This window comes from Citrobacter sp. Ce129, from assembly GCF_030334545.1.
GTDB classification, from domain to species: domain Bacteria; phylum Pseudomonadota; class Gammaproteobacteria; order Enterobacterales; family Enterobacteriaceae; genus Citrobacter; species Citrobacter europaeus.
On the sequence record NZ_JAOWDS010000070.1, the window covers coordinates 51,573 to 71,441 of the forward strand.

The 19,869-nt window shown below is 54.5% G+C and carries 17 protein-coding genes; 2 read left to right on the forward strand and 15 right to left on the reverse strand.

Annotated elements, in window-relative coordinates:
* Window positions 1-57: 57 nt before the first annotated feature.
* Both OGV77_RS18295 and ldcA read right to left on the reverse strand, forming a co-directional pair.
* Complete coding sequence (locus tag OGV77_RS18295; protein WP_047410620.1) at window positions 58-1,791, reverse strand: potassium/proton antiporter; 1,734 nt, start codon at window positions 1,789-1,791, stop codon at window positions 58-60.
* A gap of 97 nt (window positions 1,792-1,888) precedes the next feature.
* Window positions 1,889-2,803, reverse strand: coding sequence for a muramoyltetrapeptide carboxypeptidase (gene ldcA / locus OGV77_RS18300; protein ID WP_087050933.1), 915 nt, complete (start codon window positions 2,801-2,803; stop codon window positions 1,889-1,891).
* Between the two features lie 98 nt (window positions 2,804-2,901).
* On the opposite strand from ldcA, the gene emtA reads away from it, so the two are divergent.
* Window positions 2,902-3,513 carry a membrane-bound lytic murein transglycosylase EmtA gene (gene emtA, locus OGV77_RS18305; RefSeq protein WP_016153365.1) on the forward strand — a complete coding sequence of 204 codons (612 nt, stop codon included), beginning with the start codon at window positions 2,902-2,904 and terminating at the stop codon, window positions 3,511-3,513.
* 11 nt (window positions 3,514-3,524) lie between these two features.
* Here emtA and ycgR read toward each other — a convergent pair whose 3' ends face one another.
* The gene (gene ycgR, locus OGV77_RS18310; protein ID WP_043016069.1) at window positions 3,525-4,259 is read right to left on the reverse strand and encodes a flagellar brake protein YcgR; all 735 of its coding nucleotides are present in this window, start codon (window positions 4,257-4,259) and stop codon (window positions 3,525-3,527) included.
* A 201-nt stretch (window positions 4,260-4,460) separates the two neighbouring features.
* On the opposite strand from ycgR, the gene OGV77_RS18315 reads away from it, so the two are divergent.
* Window positions 4,461-4,715, forward strand: coding sequence for a GlsB/YeaQ/YmgE family stress response membrane protein (locus OGV77_RS18315; RefSeq protein ID WP_003020908.1), 255 nt, complete (start codon window positions 4,461-4,463; stop codon window positions 4,713-4,715).
* Window positions 4,716-5,277: 562 nt separating this feature from the next.
* On the opposite strand, the gene OGV77_RS18320 is transcribed toward OGV77_RS18315, so the two are convergent.
* The 12 genes from OGV77_RS18320 to OGV77_RS18375 form a co-directional block, all read right to left on the reverse strand.
* Window positions 5,278-7,248 (reverse strand): TonB-dependent receptor plug domain-containing protein, encoded by a 1,971-nt coding sequence (locus tag OGV77_RS18320; protein ID WP_080625325.1) that lies wholly within the window; start codon window positions 7,246-7,248, stop codon window positions 5,278-5,280.
* Window positions 7,249-7,270: 22 nt separating this feature from the next.
* The gene (gene modD / locus OGV77_RS18325; RefSeq protein WP_087051492.1) at window positions 7,271-8,128 is read right to left on the reverse strand and encodes a ModD protein; all 858 of its coding nucleotides are present in this window, start codon (window positions 8,126-8,128) and stop codon (window positions 7,271-7,273) included.
* Window positions 8,125-8,937 (reverse strand): class I SAM-dependent methyltransferase, encoded by an 813-nt coding sequence (locus tag OGV77_RS18330; protein ID WP_043016072.1) that lies wholly within the window; start codon window positions 8,935-8,937, stop codon window positions 8,125-8,127. Before OGV77_RS18330 ends, modD begins: the two co-directional genes overlap by 4 nt.
* A gap of 9 nt (window positions 8,938-8,946) precedes the next feature.
* Entirely contained in the window at window positions 8,947-9,708 is a 762-nt protein-coding gene (locus OGV77_RS18335; RefSeq protein WP_043016073.1) for an ABC transporter ATP-binding protein, read from the reverse strand.
* Window positions 9,705-10,664 carry a FecCD family ABC transporter permease gene (locus OGV77_RS18340; RefSeq protein ID WP_414437096.1) on the reverse strand — a complete coding sequence of 320 codons (960 nt, stop codon included), beginning with the start codon at window positions 10,662-10,664 and terminating at the stop codon, window positions 9,705-9,707. The genes OGV77_RS18335 and OGV77_RS18340 overlap by 4 nt, the downstream gene beginning before the upstream one ends.
* 26 nt (window positions 10,665-10,690) lie before the next feature.
* Window positions 10,691-11,713: an ABC transporter substrate-binding protein gene (locus OGV77_RS18345; RefSeq protein WP_043016075.1), complete on the reverse strand. Its 1,023-nt coding sequence runs from the start codon at window positions 11,711-11,713 to the stop codon at window positions 10,691-10,693.
* Window positions 11,714-11,921: 208 nt separating this feature from the next.
* The gene (locus OGV77_RS18350; RefSeq protein ID WP_043016076.1) at window positions 11,922-13,640 is read right to left on the reverse strand and encodes an alpha,alpha-trehalase; all 1,719 of its coding nucleotides are present in this window, start codon (window positions 13,638-13,640) and stop codon (window positions 11,922-11,924) included.
* Window positions 13,641-13,812: 172 nt separating this feature from the next.
* Window positions 13,813-15,243 carry a dihydroxyacetone kinase phosphoryl donor subunit DhaM gene (gene dhaM, locus OGV77_RS18355; protein WP_075146285.1) on the reverse strand — a complete coding sequence of 477 codons (1,431 nt, stop codon included), beginning with the start codon at window positions 15,241-15,243 and terminating at the stop codon, window positions 13,813-13,815.
* Between the two features lie 10 nt (window positions 15,244-15,253).
* Complete coding sequence (gene dhaL, locus OGV77_RS18360) at window positions 15,254-15,886, reverse strand: dihydroxyacetone kinase subunit DhaL (protein ID WP_043016078.1); 633 nt, start codon at window positions 15,884-15,886, stop codon at window positions 15,254-15,256.
* Window positions 15,887-15,897: 11 nt separating this feature from the next.
* Window positions 15,898-16,968: a dihydroxyacetone kinase subunit DhaK gene (dhaK, locus tag OGV77_RS18365; protein ID WP_087051490.1), complete on the reverse strand. Its 1,071-nt coding sequence runs from the start codon at window positions 16,966-16,968 to the stop codon at window positions 15,898-15,900.
* Between the two features lie 327 nt (window positions 16,969-17,295).
* Complete coding sequence (locus OGV77_RS18370; protein WP_043016080.1) at window positions 17,296-18,570, reverse strand: Glu/Leu/Phe/Val family dehydrogenase; 1,275 nt, start codon at window positions 18,568-18,570, stop codon at window positions 17,296-17,298.
* 322 nt (window positions 18,571-18,892) lie between these two features.
* Window positions 18,893-19,861 (reverse strand): Csu type fimbrial protein, encoded by a 969-nt coding sequence (locus OGV77_RS18375; protein ID WP_043016081.1) that lies wholly within the window; start codon window positions 19,859-19,861, stop codon window positions 18,893-18,895.
* Window positions 19,862-19,869: the final 8 nt, after the last annotated feature.

Sequence of the window (19,869 nt, forward strand, 5' to 3'; positions counted from 1 at the left end):
GGCCTCATTTTGTAGGCCGGGTACGGCGCAGCCGCTACCCGGCAAAAAATATCCGCGTTACTCATCCTCATCTTCAGCAACGCGAACACCGACCTTCAGTACCGCATTATCTTCTTTCTCGGCAACCGTCCAGATCATGCCAGCGAATTCAACCTGGTCACCGACGACCGGCGCGGCGCCAAGCAGATGCTGGACAATATCCCCCAGCGTTTGCTGCTTATCACGATACTCTGTGCCATCATCCAGGCCATAAATCAGCGCCACATCGGCATATTTTGCGCTGGCTTCAAGAATAAAGTCACCGAAGAAGCGCTGGTCCAACGACACCGGCGGGGACTGGCTGAACAGCTTGCCGAGAGCAGGGAGATCGCGCTCGCGGCCAATAACACACAATACATCGCCTTCGCGCAGGCGCGTACTGCCGGAGGGGTGAAATAGCACGTTGTCACGAAACAGGGCGGCAATTCGCGTTTCTTCCGGCATATGCAGGTCGCGCAGCGCGGCGCCCACACACCACTTATCCGCGCTGAGCTGATAAACAAACTGCTCCCAGGGATTATCCGGATGAATATCCAGACCAATGCGCGACACGGGCCAGCCGACCGGAGGGACCACCACTTTGGCTTTTTTAGCGGCCCACGAAAGCGACGTTCCCTGAAACAGCAGCGAGATCAGAACCACGAAGAATGCGACGTTAAAGAAAAGGCGCGCGTTTTCCAGACCTGCCATCATTGGGAAGACGGCGAGGATGATCGGAACTGCGCCGCGCAGACCCACCCAACTGATGAAAATGCGCTCGCGCAGATTGAAGCCTCGAAATGGCAGCAGTCCGGCGAACACCGAAAGCGGGCGGGCAATAAATATCATCCACGCAGACAAAATTAACGCAGGGATTGCAATAGGCAGCAGGTCAGACGGCGTAACCAGCAGTCCGAGCACCAGGAACATGGCGATTTGCGCCAGCCAGGCCAGACCGTCGAAGTTTTGCAAAATACCAAACCGGTTGCGGATGGGGCGATTACCCAGCAGGAAACCACACAGATAAACGGCCAGAATACCGCTGCCTTCCAGCGCAGTGGTCAGGGCAAAGATCAGGATCCCTCCGCTTAACGCCAGTAGCGGATAAAGTCCGGCAGGCAGCGAAATACGGTTAATCATTTGCTGGAGCAGATAGCCGCCGCCGAGTCCCAGCATGATGCCTAAGCCAAACTGCTGGATAATATGCACCGCAAACATCCAGCTTAAACCGGTCTCGTGATTTTGGATCATGGCGATAAGCGTGATGGTCAAAAAAACCGCCATCGGATCATTACTACCGGATTCAATTTCCAGCGTAGAGCCAACACGTTCGTTAAGACCCTTACCGCCAAGCAGGGAAAAGACCGCCGCTGCGTCGGTTGAACCCACAATCGCGCCAATCAGCAGCCCTTCGATAAGATCCAGATGGAACAGCCACGCGGCCATCATGCCAGTGAGTCCGGAGGTAATCAGCACCCCGACGGTTGCCAACGATAGCGCCGGGCCTAAAGCGACGCGAAAAGAGCTGGCCTGGGTGCGCATCCCGCCGTCGAGGAGGATAACCGCCAGCGCCAGGTTACTCACCATGTAGGCAAAAGGGTAATTATCGAAAGGAATACCGCCCACGCCGTCGACGCCCGCTAACATACCGATAGCGAGAAATATCACCAGAATAGGGATACCAAGACGTGATGAAAATGAACTGAGTAAGATACTGCAGGTGACGAGAACGGAACCCAAAATAAAAAGGCTGATAATTGCTGCGGCATCCAACGTTCGGTTACTCCTGAATTACGCTGTTTCGTATTAATAAACCCTAACATATTAACGACAGAAACAGCGTTTTACTTAGCCCTCTTAACCGCTTTTTTTACGATTTTAATACCGGATGCCCACTAATAGTGAGCTGAGTGCCGTTTTTATCGTTTTTCAGCATCGCTCTGGCTCCCAAAGGCAGGGTGACAGTGCGTTGTTCATGGCCAAAATCAAGGCCGTCGATCAACGGAACCGCCAGCCTGGCGCGCAGAAAATCACAAACTGAATCAAGATTGTAACCTGCGTCGTAATCATTAGGCGCGCTGCCGCTAAAACTGCCGAGGATAATGGCGTTTTGCTGGGCCAGTATTCCCGCGTGATACAGTTGCAGCAGCATGCGCTCAATGCGAAACGGATGCTCGTTAATATCTTCCAGCACCAAAACGCCGTTTTTGATAGCCGGCATCCACGGCGTACCCATCAGCGAAATAAGCATCGCCAGGTTTCCGCCCCATAGCGTCCCTTCTGTCGCACACGCCGGGCCGTTACCCTGCCATTCGAGGGTGAATTGGGCATTGCGTAGAGCCTGCCAGAAATGGTGCTCGGTGAATGCGTTCATCTCCTCGGCGCCGAAGTTAGCCGCCAGCATCGGGCCGCTGAAGCTAATCACATTCCCCTGCGCCAGCAGACCACACTGGATCGCCGTAAAATCGCTGTGCCCGCACAGCAGCAGCGGGTTGTGTTGCTGGCGGTCCGCCAGCGCCTGCCAGTCAATATCTTCCAGTAAACGGCTCGCGCCATAGCCGCCGCGTACCGCCATCACAATGGTATCGGGCGTTTTCAGATTTACCAGCGAGTTCACATCAGCCAGACGCTCTGCTTCTGTACCCGCAAAACGCTGGCTGCGGCGCGCAATAACCGCTGAATTGTCGACCTGATGACCGGCCTCAGTAAGACGCGCAAGCCCGCGTAAGGCGGCCTGCTGGTTGATACAGTAGCCCGACGGGGCAATTAAGTGAAACCGGGACATGGCATTTCCTTGCTACAACTAAAACCAAATGTATATCATGCCGCGTAGGTATGTCGTTGTCACCTCAGCGACAGGTTCCGGCTATAAGGATAGATGACGTGAAATTGAGATGGTTTGCTTTTTTGGTTGTATTACTTGCGGGCTGTAGTTCAAAACAGGATTACAAAAATCCGCCGTGGAATGCTGAAGTTCCGGTTAAACGCGCAATGCAATGGATGCCGATTAGCGAAAAAGCCGGTGCGGCCTGGGGTGTCAGTCCACAATTGATTACCGCCATCATCGCTATTGAATCAGGCGGTAACCCGAATGCGGTCAGTAAGTCTAATGCGATCGGCCTGATGCAGTTAAAAGCCTCTACTTCAGGACGCGATGTTTATCGTCGTATGGGATGGAGCGGAGAACCGTCGACCAGCGAATTGAAAAATCCTGAGCGCAATATCTCGATGGGGGCCGCCTACCTGAGCATTCTGGAGACCGGGCCGCTGGCCGGGATCGAAGATCCGCAGGTGATGCAATATGCGCTGGTGGTATCGTACGCCAACGGCGCGGGGGCACTGCTGCGAACGTTCTCTTCCGACAGGAAGAAAGCCATCAATAAGATCAACGATCTCAGTCCGGATGAATTTATTGAACATGTTGCGGACAATCATCCGGCGCCGCAGGCTCCGCGCTATATCTGGAAGCTTCAGCAGGCGCTGGATGTAATGTAATTCAGGTGATGTTAATCGCGCACTTTGTTCGATTTTTCCCGGGCTTCGCGCTCAAGGGAAAAAATAATCCGCTGTAAGTTCCGCTCCACCGCCGGGCCGACGTTGAGAAAACGAAAGCTCAGGCGGGGAGTGGTAATGGTTTCGTTTTTACTGTCGATAACTTTGCGTTCGCTAATGGAAATAAGCTGAGCGTCAACGTTATACACCCCCCATTGCTCCATGTTCAGTTCAACCTGCGAGAAGCGCATGCCTTCTACCAGCCCCTCTGGTTTCGGCGTTTCTAACAGCCCGCCCATACCGCCAAGCGACAAATCGAATAAGCGAAAACAGAGTGTGCTGTTGTCCGGCATTTTTACCGTACAACGATAGGGAGGATGCAGCGGAGCGCCGATGCGGAAATATTCCCGACGCTGGACGAACCACAGGGAAGGCGGTAACGATGAGATAAATGCGGGTAGTCGCTGGTATTCGCCTTTTTTCAGCTGTGGCAGGGTGAACTCCACTTTGGCTCCCTGCGTTTCGGCGATAATTGTTATCTGGCTGGCACGCTGCACGGCCTGGTTTTCGTATTCCTGACTGCCAAAATCCATGATCAGTTCGTCTGGGTTGACCGCCAATATTTTGCTGATGAACTGGCCACCCGCCCAGGAGATACGCAGCGGAACCTGCTGCGAATTTAAGTCCCGGAGTACGCCTAACACCGCTAACGGATTTTGCTTCAGGAACTGCTCATTGTAGTTACTCACACCTAATGACTCCTGGATGCCTGGTTTATCGTTGGATTATCGGCATCAATCAACGGAACTTAATACAAATGGATGAAATTTTTTACCAACGCCAATGAATTAAGTCTGCGTGAAAACAGCATATAGCGATGGTTTGCCTATACTTTAAAGGCTGGCGCAGGAATGTCTTGCGCGTGCGTTCACTGGAAAGAGGGCCTGAAAATGGGAATTATTGCCTGGATTATTTTTGGTCTGATTGCGGGGGTTATCGCCAAACTGATTATGCCGGGGCGCGATGGCGGTGGATTTATCCTGACCTGTATTCTGGGTGTTGTCGGTGCTGTGGTCGGTGGATGGCTGGCAACGATGTTTGGTATCGGCGGCGATGTCAGCGGGTTTAATCTCCACAGCTTCCTGGTGGCCGTGGTCGGCGCGATTGTCGTGCTGGGTGTCTTCCGGCTTGTACGACGAGATTAATCGAACGGCCCCCGAGCGGTAATGCCGTTCAGTTAAGCATGTAAGGTGAACATGTGATTCTTGCTCAGGGTTCCGTTCACCTCAACGGTGTCATTTCTCTGAACCGCAGACACCCGTGTACGTGCAAGGGAGGCTCGCCGCCACTTCCCTTGCATCCCAGGCTCCCGGCGGGAAAATCGTCGCTGCGCGATTATTCGCCCCATCCTTGGGGCTCACCCCTTGGGGGCCAGCGCAAGCGCTGTTCAAAATTGCTCCTGGCAATTTTGTCATTCGTCTTAGGCCGTCCCCTCTGTCCGCATCCCTGCGGACAGACCCGGTCAGCCGTCAACGACTCATCGATTTTCCCGCCGGGAGCCGGGATTGTAAAGGGCGTGGCGAAGAACGCCCTTTACACGTTCACAGAAATCGGCGTTTCAGAGAAACTATGGATATGAGGTGAACGGAACCCTTTATCTGAGAGTGCATATTCATAACTTCTACCCACACAGGCGATACTTTCTGAAACTAAGGCGTTAACTGAACAGCATTACTCCGAGAGGGGCCTTTTCTCTGCATCGCTATATCAGAATTGATACTCAATCCCCGCCCAGTAATTGCGGCCTTCTTCAATAAATCCTTCACTATAAACGTACTGCGTATCGAACAGATTATTGACCGAAGCGTTAACGCTAAACCCGTGACCGATGGCGTAGTCAGCGCGTAAATGGGTAATGGCGAAACCCGCGGCTTTCTGCGAGCCGTCGCTATTGCTATAGCTCGACGAGCGGGCTTCTTCAGAAAGCGTAATGCTCAGCGGATCCCACGGTTTCAGCGTCATCCAGGCGGTCAGGGTTTGCGTCGGCAAATCGGTTATTTTGCCGATGTCGCTGCGTTTGACGTCTGCATGGATAAGGCCATAGCTCAGCCCGACGTCCAGCATATCAAAGACCTTACCTTTAACACCGGCATCAAGGCCGGTGTAATCCACCCGACCACTGTTCTGATTCTGGATAGTGTCGGCATCAATGTTGTGCGACAGAATCGCGTCGCTGATGCGGTTGTAATAGACGCTGGCTTCAAAGCCCCAGTTCTGGCTAAGTGAACCATTCCAGGTCAGGTCTACGCTGCGGGCGCGTTCCGGTTTCAACTGCGGATTGACCAGCGCCACCTGGTTATAAGCCGGTTTTGAGGTCGTGTAGCGCTCTTTCAACGTTGGGAAACGCGTTCTGTCAGAGTAGGACAGCGCCAGTGTGTCTGAATTTTCAAAGTGGTATTTGGTCATCACCTGCCAGTTAAAGGCCGACTGATTGTTGTCATCGTAGTGAGTGACGCTGCCGTTTTTCTCGTGTTTCATGCCTTCCAGACTGTCGCGCCAGTCATAGCTTATTCCCGCCACCACATCGACATTGTCCGCGGCTGCCCACTGGTATTCACTGGCAACAGACCAGGTACGGTCTTCGTAACGGTCGTAAGCCGCATTCGGCGCCCCTTTCTCGCGGTGAACATCATCCTTCCAGTTTACGGCGAAAGAGAGCAGATCGTTTTCACGCATATCCGCAGTGAGCTGCAGGCCAGCCCCATCGCTGTAGTCCGAATAATGGCTATAGCTGCCTTTCTTATTTTTCAGATCGGCAAGCGAGTTATACATCATCAGCGTATTTTCAAAAGTATCGCGATACAGACGGCTTTTCAGGGTAAAACGGTCGCCCAGATGGGTAGTTCCCTGATAGTAATAGCTCTCTTTATCGTACTGCGGCCATTGCCAGTAGCGTGATTTCTGACTGCTGGTTCCGGCGTACGGTGGGTTATCTTTTTCACCGTCCTGATTAATATAGGTCAACACATACTCATCATCGCCGCGAGGGGTAAAGCCCAGCTTCACGATGCCGCGTTTATCATCGGCGGAGGAGTTGGCAATCTTGCCGTGACTGCCCGCAACCGGATTGTCCACGCCGTGCGGTAAGCCAAGGAAATCCTGCTTCAGCTGGCTGCCGCTGAGCTGGATGTAACCCAGATCGTTACTGGCGCCAAATGAAGCGTGCATATCGTGGGCGTTGTCTTTGCTACGACTCCAGCCCTGACGATAACCAATACTGCCTTCAATTGGTTTAGTGGGCTTTTTGGTGGTGATATTAATAGCGCCGCCCATCTGGTTAGGCCCTTGTAGCAGAGACGAGTAGCCTTTGGAGACTTCAACCGAAGCGATATCGGATGTCAGGAAACGGCCTAAATCGAGGTTGCCGTCATAGGGGATGTACACCGGCACACCGTCAAAAAAGACGGGAACCTGACGGCTGTCAAACCCGCGCACCTTTACCTGCTGCTCATTACGGTTGCCTGATTTTTGCAGCACTACGCCGGGGACGACGCTCAGCGCCTGCGCCACGTTTTGTTTATCCAGCTGTTGGATCGTTTCCTGGCCGAGAACCGTAGTGGTTGCCGCGGAGGCCGGGCTTGACCAGACGGTCATGGTTTCGCTTTCCTGCCCAGCAAAAGCACTATGCGCGAAAGCAAACGACAGGGCTGTGTAAAGACAACTTTTGTTGAAATTCATTCTTTTAGTCCATTTATAAATGTTATATGCCACGTGTGTCCGGGCTCAGGCTAACTTTGATATCCGCAGGCGGAGCGTAGTAAGGCGCGGAAGTGATGAAAAGTCTGATGCCACAGTCGAGATAACTCGCCAGCGAGGCGAGGGTAATGCCGCCAGTCAGCGCCAGCGTGCAATGGGGGGCCAGAGAAGGGGCCAGACGGACAATTTCTGTTGCCTGCTCAGGGGTAAATTTGTCGAGTTGCAGAACATCGGGGGCGGCACGTAGCGCGGCTAATGCTTCAGCTGGCGTATCCGCTTCGACGACGATCTTTTTTTCTGGCGCATGGCTGCGTAAGCGCGCAATCGCGCCTGTCCAGTCGTTTGAGTTGGTAAGAAAACGGCGGTGATTAGCGAACAGCAGTACCGTCTCGGCGCATCCTCCGCGATGGATAATGCCCCCGGCGGCGAGTATTGCCTGAGTCGCCAACAAACGCGTGCCGGGTATGGCTTTGCGGGTGCAGGCAATCTGCCCATCAGGATAGCGTTGGCGTAGTTGGCTCAACATGCTCTCAAGATAGGCCGAAACCCCGCAGCTCCACTCCAGGACATTTTGTACCGCTTTCCAACCCTGGTGCAGCGCCGCCGCATTTCCGTGCGCGCGAATCAATTGCTGTCCGGCGCTGACCTGTTCACCATCGGCCACCCCGTCGCTGACGGTTAAACCTAATGAGGTGAGCATTTGTCTGGCAACGGCGGTGCCGCTAACGCATCCGCCCTGGCGATGGTAAAACGCCATAACGCCAGGTTGCGCGTCGATACCCAGCGCGCGGGTGGTCAGATCCCCGCCCTGAATATCTTCCAGCAGCAGCGCGTCGGTTTGCGCCTGCGAAAAGTAGATCATCTCAGCGCCTCCTGCGGTACGCTGTCCCACCAGATAAGCGCCCAGTCACGACTGGCGGGGGCAATCGCGCGAGGATCCTGCTGCTGATACCAGGCTTCCAGACGTTCGATCTCGTCGGCGCTCAGCTCCCCCATACTCCAGCGCACGTTTTCGAGAAAACGTGTCCAGGTGCTGTTGTCCTGCTGGCAGTTGGGTCCGCGGATAAAATCAACGTGCGCGTGGATCCCCATCTGATACAGGACATTAAGCGCATAGATATAGTTGGGAAGCTCAATCACTTCGCGGCCCAGCGCACGTTGAATGGTGGGGGAAACGAAAGATGAACTGACGAGATGAGTGGTATAAACCCGCAGCCGGGCCTGATTATTCAGTTTGGTCATCGCCTGGCGCATATCGGCAACCAGCGTGGAGCGCGAGGCGACGGCGATATCGCACTGGGGTAAATCATCCCAGTGCTCTTCCCAGGCCCTCTGCACCCACTGTACGTGATGGGCATTCATTTGTACGGCGCGGCGGGTAGCTACGCTAAGCATTCCCTGGCTGTAATCTACGCCGTAAATTATTGGCATCTTTTTAGCCAGCGCCAGCGAGACCGTACCGGGCCCGCAGCCCATATCAAACAGCGACTCTGCGCCTTTCAGGTCGATCTTCCCCAACAGCTGCAGCAGATAGCTGTCGGTTAATGAGGCGCAATTCTCCGCCATTTTTTCCGCACGTTTATCCCAGTGCTCCGGCTTTTTCTCGGTTCTGTTCGCCAGTTGTAACTGTTTACGGTAAAGATCGGCAAAATCAATGTCGTCAATGAGCATTCTTATCCCTTAATTATGTGAGCCAAAGAGGTGGTGAGCAATTTGTGACGGTGTAACGCGATACAATTCAGCCAGACGATCTGCGGCGAGCTGGTGTTCAGGACGTCCCTGCGACACTTCACCGTCTGGCTCGACGCGTACCACGCTGTCGGCGATTGCCCGGGCATGCAGCGGGTGATGGGTCGACATCAGCAGGGCCATACCCGAATTTTTCAGCGTCACCAACGTGTCGAGCAGGCGGATTTGATGCCCAAAATCCAGGCTGGAAGCAGGTTCATCCAGCAATAAAAGGCGCGGACGTTGCGCCAACGCGCGGGCAATTAACACCAACTGCCGCTCTCCGCCGCTCAGTGTGTTCCAGCGTCGAGACGCCAGGTGAGAGATCCCCAGCATCGCCAGCTGTTGATGGGCAATTTCATGTTCTTTAGCCCCGGGAACCGCAAATGCCGCCAGTTGCGGGGCCAGTCCCATCATCACCATGTCCAGCGCGCTGAAGGCAAATGCGCCGTCATGCGCCTGAGGAACCCAGGCGATGGCCGCGGCGCGTTGCCGATCGTTGAGATGATTCACCGCGATGCCATCAAGAAGAATGTCACCGTGAAGCGGCGGAAGAACCCCGAGAATGGTGCGCATCAGGGTCGTTTTTCCACTGCCGTTGGCGCCAATCAGACAACAGACGGAGCCGGGCGAAACCTGAAATGAGACATCGCGTAACACGGGCTGTTGACTGTGGTACCCCAGCGACGCGTGGCGCACGATTAATAGCGTCATGGCCGGTTTCCCCGCAGCAAAAGCAGCAAAAAGAACGGCGCCCCAATAAATGCAGTCAGGATCCCCAGCGGAATTTCCGTGCTGCTCAGCGTACGGGCGAGGGTATCGGTAAGCAGCAGCAAAATGGCGCCGATCCCCATGGACACGGGGAGCAACTGCTGATGGTTATTGCCACTGATGAGTCTGCCAATGTGCGGCACAACCAGTCCAATCCAGCCGATGATGCCCGCGATGGCGACGGTACAGGCGGTAATTAACGTTGCGCAGACGATCAGTCCCAGTCGCAATCGGGAGACGTTGATCCCAAGCGATCGTGCTTCATCATCCGACAGGGTGAGCAGGTTCATGCGCCAGCGCAGCAGCAATAGCGGGACCAGCCCTGCGAAGATCAGCGGTGCCGAGAACCACAGATCGTGCGAAGTGATCGTCGATAAACCGCCAAGCAGCCAGAAGGTGATAGACGGGAGTTGGGTATACGGGTCGGCCAGCGTTTTGATGAGTGAAATCCCCGCGCCACATACCGTACCCAGCGCAATCCCGACCAGAACCAGCGTTAACACCGGGTCGTGGCGCTTGACTCGCCGGGTAATCAACCAGACACCGGCGACCACGAATAAACCGCCTGTGAACGCATACAGTTGAATAAACAGGATCGGTAATCCGAACAGGATTGCCGTACAGGCACCTAAACCTGCACCCGCCGCCACGCCGAGGATATCCGGCGAGACTAGCGGGTTGCGGAACATGCCCTGATAGGTGGTTCCTGCGCCTGCCAGCGCCGCGCCAAGCAGCAATGCAGCCAGAATGCGCGGCAGACGGATTTGCCAGAAGACGATTTTGTCCTGCATCGGGACGCTATCTGTACCGGCAATAAGATTCACGACCTGCTGTGCATCCAGGCGATAAGCACCAGAGACCGCGGCGACGCTCGCGCAAAGTACCACCGCAGCAATCATCAGAAAACCGAGGGTAGATGTTTTCATCAGACAGCCACCAGACGTTGATACTGTGCATCGCTTAGCGTGGTATGCCAGAACAGTTCGCTGTAGCGCTGCATATCGGTTTTAAAGCTCGCGTTAACCTGAGGATCAAGCCAGGCGTGCAGGCGGCGTAATCCCAGTAAACGGTTGATGCCAGGAGGCGCATCCAGCCAGCCAAACGGTAGACCGCTGAGAAACAGAATGCGTTGGTTGGCAACCGCTTTAACCCCTTGCCAGACCGGATCTTCCCTCAGGTACTGCGCCGTCACCGCATCCTGCACCAGAATAATATCGGGCTGCCAGCTCAGCAGATTTTCCATTGAAACCTGCGTGAGTCCCTGTCGCCCTGGGATTTGCGCCACATTGTGTAAGCCCAGCAGTTCTGCCGCTTCGGTATGCAATGAACCTTGTAACCCTGTCTCAAGCCCTCTGGCGCCGCGCGCGGCATAAAAACGCAGCTTTGCTCCGGAAGAGTGGGAAAACGCGAGTGCTTCATCAATAAACCGACGAGCCAGTCTGGCCTGAGCTCTGGCCCGCGAGTCGACTCCCAGTGCTTCACCGGCGGCGAGTAACTGTTCCGGGGTACGTCGCAGTTCACCGTTAATCAACAGCCAGGGAATTTGCGTTTGCGCGCTCACCTGTCTGGCCTGAGAAAGCCAGGTTTCATCGGCATTGCCGCAGTCAACAACCAGGTTGGGTTTAAGCGCCAGTAACGCTTCAAGTGAGAGGGTACTGGCGCGCCCAGCCAGCCTGCCCAGTTTCGGCAATGCCCGAATATCATCGTGGAACGGGATGGCGGTCTGGCGAGATAAATCAAAGGAGGAAAGCCCTACCAGTTTTTCCGGCGCGACGGCCAGCAGCAGTATGTCGGCGGGCGCCCCCGCGCTGACCACGCGTTGGGTTATATTCGGCCCTGGCGTGCCTCCAACGGCAACGGTTAGCGGCGTTTGCGCCAATGCGGGAAGATGGCGTAGCAGCAGTGCAGATGCCACAAGCTGGGCAAACATCCGTCTTGTCAGTGCCATTATCGGTATCCTGAAGGTTACAAATTCGCTATATATTTACATATACAGCGAATAAAAACATGTTCAGAATCAAATTCTCACGGATGAAAACCCCGGATACCCCATAAGGGCTAGAGGGCATAGAGACAGCTTAAATGGCGGAAAATAAGACAGAAAAAATCCGCGGCATAGCGCGGATTCAGGGCGTAAAACGGCTCAGGTAATGACCTTAAGGCGTCGGTTGAGTCTGTTTTTTAGGTTCGGCTGGGGGAGTACTGGCACTTGCTGGGGTTGGTCGTGATGCGGGTACGCTGTCACAGGGTTTATCTTTGGCGCAAATCAGGTCGAGCATTTTCAGCGTTACGCCGTTGGTCCAGCCGAAACCATCCTGCAACGGATATTCACCGCCACCACCGCCTGTGCCTGTGGTGCTCACGTCATACTTCTCAACCAGCTTTTTCTCGCGATCGTAGGTGTGCTGAACATTGGTGAGGAATCGCCAGGTTACGTCCATGGCGACGTTATCCTGACCGTAATTCTGTAACCCGGATGCTGCGACCCACTGGAGCGGGGCCCAGCCGTTGGGTGCATCCCACTGCTGGCCGCTTTTCACCGATGTAGTAGCCAGACCGCCAGGTTGCAACAGGTGCGCCTGGGTTGCCGTGGCGACTTTACCGGCGCGATCTTTAGCCGCCGCATTAACATACAGCGGGAACAGGGCGGCGGCAGTCAGTTGGTTGCGTACTTTGTGGCTCTTTAGATCGTAATCGGCATACCAGCCTTCTTTGTCGTTCCACAGGTGTTTTTCGATCCCTTTTTGTCGGGCATTGGCCAAATCTTCATATTGAGCAGCTTTGGCGTCATCACCGGCGGCTTTGCTGGCGAGGGCGATCATCTTTTCCATTTTGAACATCAGCGCATTGAGATCGACCGGAACGATGCTGGTGGTGCGCAGGGTGCCAAGCTGACTGGGGTTATCCATCCAGCGGGAACTAAAGTCCCAACCAGACGCGGCGGCAGAGCGCAGATCGCGGTAGATTTCGGTGGCCGGTCGGTTCGGGTTGCTTTTGGCAGTGGCGATATCTTCCACCCAGGACTCTGGCCTTGGCGTATCGCGGTCATCCCAGTAGCGGTTCAAAATGGTGCCGTCATCCAGTTTAACCACGCGCTTATTTTGCTGACCGGGCTGGAGCGTTTCGACACCTTCCATCCAGTAGCTGTACTCTTTGAGCATCTGCGGGAGGTATTTTTTCAGCGCGTCATTCCCGTTGTGCTGCGCCAGCAGTTCAACCATAAAGGCAAAGAACGGCGGCTGAGAACGGCTCAGATAATAGGTACGGTTACCGTTAGGAATATGTCCCCAGGAATCAATCTCGTAAGCGAAGTTTGCCACCATGTCGGAGACTTTATCCCAGTGATTGCTCTCGGCAAGCCCCAGCATGGTGAAATAGCTGTCCCAATAATAGATTTCGCGAAAACGCCCGCCCGGTACCACATACGGCTCCGGGAGCGGCAACAGCGAGTCCCATTTTTCTGCGTCGGTTGTCGAACGAGTGAGTACCGGCCACAGTCCGTCAATATGTTCGCGTAATGATTGCCCTGCCGGGGGGACGTATTTCTCGCCTTCTTTCGGCAAGGTGAAATTTACTTGCACAAAATGGCGTAGGTCGAATCCGGACTGATTTTTCTGCATCCGGTAATCGGCAAGGATCATTAATGGATCGCTGTTGGGCACCGCGTCTGCAAAGGTTTTCTGGTCAGGAAACAGTTTGGCCGTTTGTACATCGTTAAACAGAGGGCCAAGCAGAATATCAGGCGGCGAAGGCGTAGCGGCTGGCGCGTCCTCGGCGTTGGCGGCAAAAGAGGAAAGGGCAAAAAAGGTGCTTGCGAGCGTCAGTTTTATCGCAACAGAGAGCAGGCCAGGATGGCGAGTTGCTGGCGTTATCATCGGTTAATCTCCTTAGCGGTGTGCCGAAGTAGCGGCATTTACCATGAGAAAACCTTAGTTCAGGATCGGCCGTTGCGCGTGATCGGCTCCCCATTTTGCGAATAAACAGACATTTCCCGACGCGATTAGAAACGATGCACACCCTTTATCGGGAAAGGGCGTGCAAATGGCCTCAGCCCGCGAGGCTTATCCGCTTCGCCACGCCGTCAAGGGTCAGAGTGTCACCCATCTTGATGCTATCGACAGCATCACCCTGCTGGCACAGCCAGCACAGACCCATTGCGCGGGCGATAATCGCCGGGTGGGATGCTTCGCTGCCGTCCCGCAGGCAGACGCCCCTGATGGCCTTCGGATCCAGTTGCAGCACCGTAGACGGATAAATGACATCAGCGACCAGAATAGTGGGGCGGATGAACGCGGGAATTTGCTCGGTCTCTCCCGTCAAATGCTGAAGAGAACGAGATAATAAATCTTCAATATCGATGTACCGCGCCTGCAGGTAGGGATCGTCGAGCTGTAAATACTGCTGGCTGAGTTCGCTTAACACCTGATGCCATGCCCAGGCGGCGCTGCACTGCTTTTCACTCATTACGCCGCAGGCCATATCAAACAGTTCAGGATCGTCTAACAACGTGTGATGACCGGAGAAAATCGCGGCGATATCGGCGGAATATTTCTCTTCGGCAAGTGCGGTTAACGCATTTAAGTCATTCAGCGTGCTTTGAATGGCGGCCCGTAATTGCTGCTGCTCAGTCTGCAATGATGCTGCAGGCTGCAGGCTTACCTGTGGTGAGTACGGCGTGTAACAAAATGCCGTCCCCGTTGCCAGTGAGGGGACGTGAGTCGCTACGTTATCAGCATGTACGGGCTCAAGCGATTCACCGAAATTCTCAGCCGCGAGCTGTTTAAATGCGGCCAACGCATCCTCAGCCTGTTCACCCTTGGCAATCAGGCGCAGCGTGTCGTTACAACGCACCTGCAGCAGAGCTATTTGGTTCAGGCTATCTGGGACCACGCACTTGCCATTTTTCTCCAGCCACATGTCGGCGTTAAAGCCAGACAGTGTGGAAACCAGCCGTGAAGCGGGACGAACGTGGATGCCGTTGGGGTTTTTCACCACAATGGCAACTGAATGAGCATTTGCATCCGGCGCAAATTCAGCCGATGTCGGTTTTGCGGTGGATGACGAAGGTAAACCCAGTTGCTCACATTTGGCGTCAAGGGCGTTCATGGCGTCACGGATGACCCGCTCGACGTCAGCGCCCGCGGCGGCGCTAACCGTCGCGGCTAACGTGCCTTCAACCAGCGGCGCGGCACACAGCCGCACTCTGGCGGCAATGTTAGGGTCGAGCAGTTCCAGTGCGGTTTCCGCACTCAGTAACGCACTACCGATATCCATCATCACCAGCACGTGATCCGTATCGGCCACGGACTCGATGGCTTCCATCACCTTAATCGGATCGGTGCCAATCGGATTTTCAGGGTCGTCAATGCCTGCGGCAATGGCGATTTTGCAACCATCACCCATTAACATCTGCCGGGCCAGCGCGCCGACGCCTTCGCCCAGTTGGGCGCTGTGAGAAACAATAACCAGGTTTACCATCGCTTTATCCTTACTCTCTGGACGCCTGAGCCAGCATTTGCATCATAAACATTACGGACGTTGCGCCAGGATCCTGATGCCCAATGCTGCGCTCACCAAGATAGCTGGCACGGCCTTTACGGGCCTGCATGGTGATGGTGCTTTGCGCTGCGGCTTCCGCTTGCTGGCTTGCCGCTTCCAGCGCCGCCTGTACGCTCAGTTTCTGCTCGCAGGACTGGCGTAAAGATTCCACAACCGGCAGCCAGACATCGCACATGGTTTTGTCGCCAGGTTCAGCTTTCCCACGGCTAACCACACCTTCTGCTCCATCACGAATCATTTGATACAGCTCTTCAAGCGTCAGGCTTTGATGAGCTTGAGTCACCTGGGCGGCGCGGATAAAAAAGGTGCCAAACAGCGGGCCACTGGCTCCGCCGACGCTTGAGAGCAGCACCATACCGGTGTTTTTCAAAATAAAACCGATGTCTTTATCGGCGATGGACGGCAGCTTTTCGACTACTTTGCTAAATCCGCGGTGCATGTTCAGACCGTGGTCGGCATCGCCGATCTCCCGGTCAAGTCCGGTGAGAAAATCACTTTCGGTGGTGAAGATCTCACCGCAACGATAGAGCCAGTTAACAATTTGCGTTCTGTTGAGGGACATCATGAATCTCCTTATTTACCCCAGTTGAGAGCAGGGGTGTGAACCGGCGCATCCCATAAGCTCAGCGTTTCGTCATCCACCTGTAACAGGGTGATTGAGAAGCCGGTCATATCCAAAGAGGTACAGTAAGAGCCGATCAGGTTGCGCTCAATGATGATGCCTGCATCCTGGCAACGGCTTTCGAGGCGGTTATACACGCCGAACAGTTCTGACAGCGGCGTCGCGCCGAGATTATTAACCAGCGCAATGACGCGATCGCCGCTTTGCAACGCTCGTTTGCTTTCTTTACCTTCCTGCCACGCGCCCTGGACGTTGTCCCAGTGGCGCAGCGTACGGCTGTAGTTGCCGTTTTCAAGTAGAGTATCGAACATTTCATCAACGGTCTGATCGAGAGAGGAGAAGGCGCGGCGGTCTATGCCCGGTTCCCCGTGGATACCTACACCAAACTCCATTTCGTTATCCTGCAAGGTGAACGAAGGTTGTCCGGCGGCCGGAACGGTACAGGCGCCAATGGCTATGCCAATGGAGTGGCCCTGGTTGTTCAGCTTACGACCCAGCGCCGCACAGGCTTCCAGTGAGTCACCGCGTTCGGCGGCCGCGCCGACCAGTTTTTCGATCAACATGGTATTCGCCACACCACGTCGACCAGCGGTATACAGACTGTCTTTCACCGCTACGTCGTCATCTACCACCATGGTGGTGACTTTGACACCGCTTTCGTGCAGCAGCTCGGTAGCGGTTTCGAAATTAAGAATGTCGCCGGTGTAATTTTTGATTATCAGCAGCACGCCTTCGCCGCCATCAATTTGCATAGCGCATTCGAACATTTTATCCGGCGTGGGTGAGGTAAAAATCTCACCCGGACAGGCGCCAGAGAGCATGCCCTGACCAATGAAGCCGCAATGCATAGGCTCGTGTCCGCTGCCGCCGCCGGAAAGAAGCGCCACTTTGCCCATCACCGGCGCATCTGCACGGGTGACATACACGGGGTCCTGATGCAGTGCCAGGGAGGGGTAAGCTTTCGCCAGTCCGGCGAGTTGTTCATTCAGTACGTCTTCAACACGGTTGATCAATTTTTTCATTATTTATGCTCCGCAGACAGTCCTGGATGGCTGCCAGCTTCGGGCAGGCATCTGATGTAGGGTATCGGTTTGTACAACGTCACGGCGACCGCTCGCTGCCGATAAGGTAATTTTGCACATGGGTTTGTAAAAGAAAATTGTTGCGCGGAGCGTTTCATTACGAAACGTCACCACCAACTATTGTTCCATATTGAAACGTCATGATGCGAAAATCAGCGAAAATGAGATGTTGGGCAGTGTTAGGTGGTAGAACAGTTACACGCCAGATTTTGCTGAAAAAAAACCACCTGCGAGGCAGGTGGTTTATGCACAGGAAAAGATCCAGCCTTAGCCCGGATAAATTCCGCGATCTTTTCGTGCCAGCAGAATGCGTTCACAGGCAACAATGTAGGCAGCGGTACGCAGGGAGCAGGATTTCTCTGCTGCTTTTTCCCACACATGCACCATCGCATCGGTCATGATTTTGTCCATGCGATTGTTGATCTCTTCTTCGCTCCAGAAGAAGCTTGCCATGTCCTGAACCCATTCGAAGTAGCTGACGGTTACGCCGCCGGCGTTACAAACAACGTCAGGAACAACGACGATACCGCGGCTGGCCAGAACGTCGTCGGCGTCCGGATAGGTCGGTCCGTTGGCACCTTCGAGTACCAGTTTACAGGTCAGCGTTTCCGCACGGTGACGGGTGATCTGGCCTTCGAGTGCGGCCGGGATCAGAATATCCATCTCCAGGCTCCAGAAGGCTTCGCTGGCGATGGTCTCAGCGCCCGGGAAACCGGCAATCTGCTTGTGCTCTAACTGCCAGGCAGACAACGCGGCCATATCAATACCCGTTGAGTTAAACAGCGTTGCGGTGTGATCCTGAATCGCGACTACACGCGCACCCGCTGCGGCGAACAAGCGGGCGGCTTCGCTGCCGACGTTACCGAAACCTTGTACCGCCACGCGAGCGCCTTCAACTTCAATGTTCGCACGACGAGCGACTTCCAGACCGCTGACGAAAACGCCGCGACCGGTGGCTTTATCACGGCCTAACGAGCCGCCGAGGTGAATAGGTTTACCGGTGACCACGCTGGTCACGGTGGTGCCGTGGTTCATGGAGTAGGTATCCATCATCCAGGCCATGACTTTTCCGTTAGTACCTACATCCGGCGCAGGAATGTCTTTCTGCGGCCCAATGATAATACCAATTTCACTGGTATAACGGCGGGTTAAACGCTCCAGTTCCCCTTCGGACAGCGAGAACGGATCGACGCGCACGCCACCTTTAGCGCCGCCGTACGGCAGGTTTAACGCCGCGCATTTGATGGTCATCCATGCGGACAGGGCCATCACTTCATTAAGATCAACATCAGGATGATAACGCACACCGCCTTTGCCCGGACCGCGGGAGAGGTTATGTTGCACGCGATACCCTTCAAAATGACGGATAGAGCCGTCATCCATCTGCACCGGGATATCGACAATCAGCGCGCGTTTTGGGTGGCGCAGGGTATCCACCCAATGGGAAAGTTCGCCCAGGTAAGGGGCCACACGCTCGATTTGTTGCAGGTAGGTATTCCAGGCAGATGTGCTGCTATCTGAAGCGTAAGATAACTTATCCATGATAAACCTTAGTTATAAAAGTAATATGTTCTTAATTTGGCCGTGGTATACAGTGAATCTCACCATATAAACTTAAATTTAACATTTTTTTCATGGAACAGCCTGCCTGGCCAACACGACTTATCGGCATGAATAGTGTGGGCTTTGGTTTGAGTGTGAATAGTTATTCTTCTATTGTGGCGATATCGCGGTTATTTTGCGTTTTGTATGACTTAATATGCGTGAATTGTAAAAATTGTAATTTGTCAGATTTATGACGCACCTCTAAAAGTAAATAATATGATAATAAAATGTGTTTGCTTTATTGCTATTAAGCTGCGCGTCAGTAGGTCACTGCGATGGTGACAGTATCGGCATAGTTGTCTGGTGTGTAGTTCGCGCTGGGAACGGTGGCATAAACCGGGTAGGTTGTGGTTGTCCCCGTACCGTTGCCCGCGACGGTATTGAGTGATGTATTGCCCCAGATCGTGCCGGACGGTCCCGGAGTCGAACTGAGTTGATAGGGGACTTTATCCGTATTTGACCCCGTGCCCGCCATCACGCCGCTGCCTGCCGTATTGCCGTTGGAGGGCTGAAGGCCGATGGTGTAAGGCGTGTTATTGGAACATGCTACGCCCACGGTATTTGACGCCGTAAGGTTACGCCCGGTCGCTCTGGTTGGCGCAAAGCTAATATCGGTTGCAGAGGTGATATTGCACTGCTTGCTGACAGTCGCCGATACGGTGAAAGGAAGCCTGGCGGCAACGGTATCGCCACAGGTGGTCGGCGGGAAAAGTAATCCGGGATTGAGGGTGACGAGGGCTGTCGCCGTCGTATAGCTATCCTGATAGTTTCCGGGGACGGCTGAAGTTTGTGGCGTGACGATCTGCGCTGATACCGTCAGTGAACCCGTTACCGGCGTCAGATTCAGCAGGCTAAGCTGTACCATGGGAAAAGTTGTTCCCGACTGATACTGGCTCCCCCATACCCTGGTGCGCCCGGCATCCTGGTAAAGCTGGTATGCCAGTGTTCTGGCAGGCGTACCGCTTAACGACATATTTCGCGGGGTAACCTGGCCACTGACAGCTGAGGCGCCAATATTAAAACAGAGATTGATCCCAGCCAGCGTGTCGCCAAGTTCTTTGGCGCAGGTGTAATTGAACGTCATTGATGACGTTGCGCCTGTCGCAGACAACGGATTGACTGAACCCAAATTTATGGGCTGCACGTTGCTCACCGAGCAGGTTACCGCATGACCGATCGCCGGGAAAAAGAGAACGGCAGCGATGAGTAACAGATGTCTTAACCTCATGAGCGCAC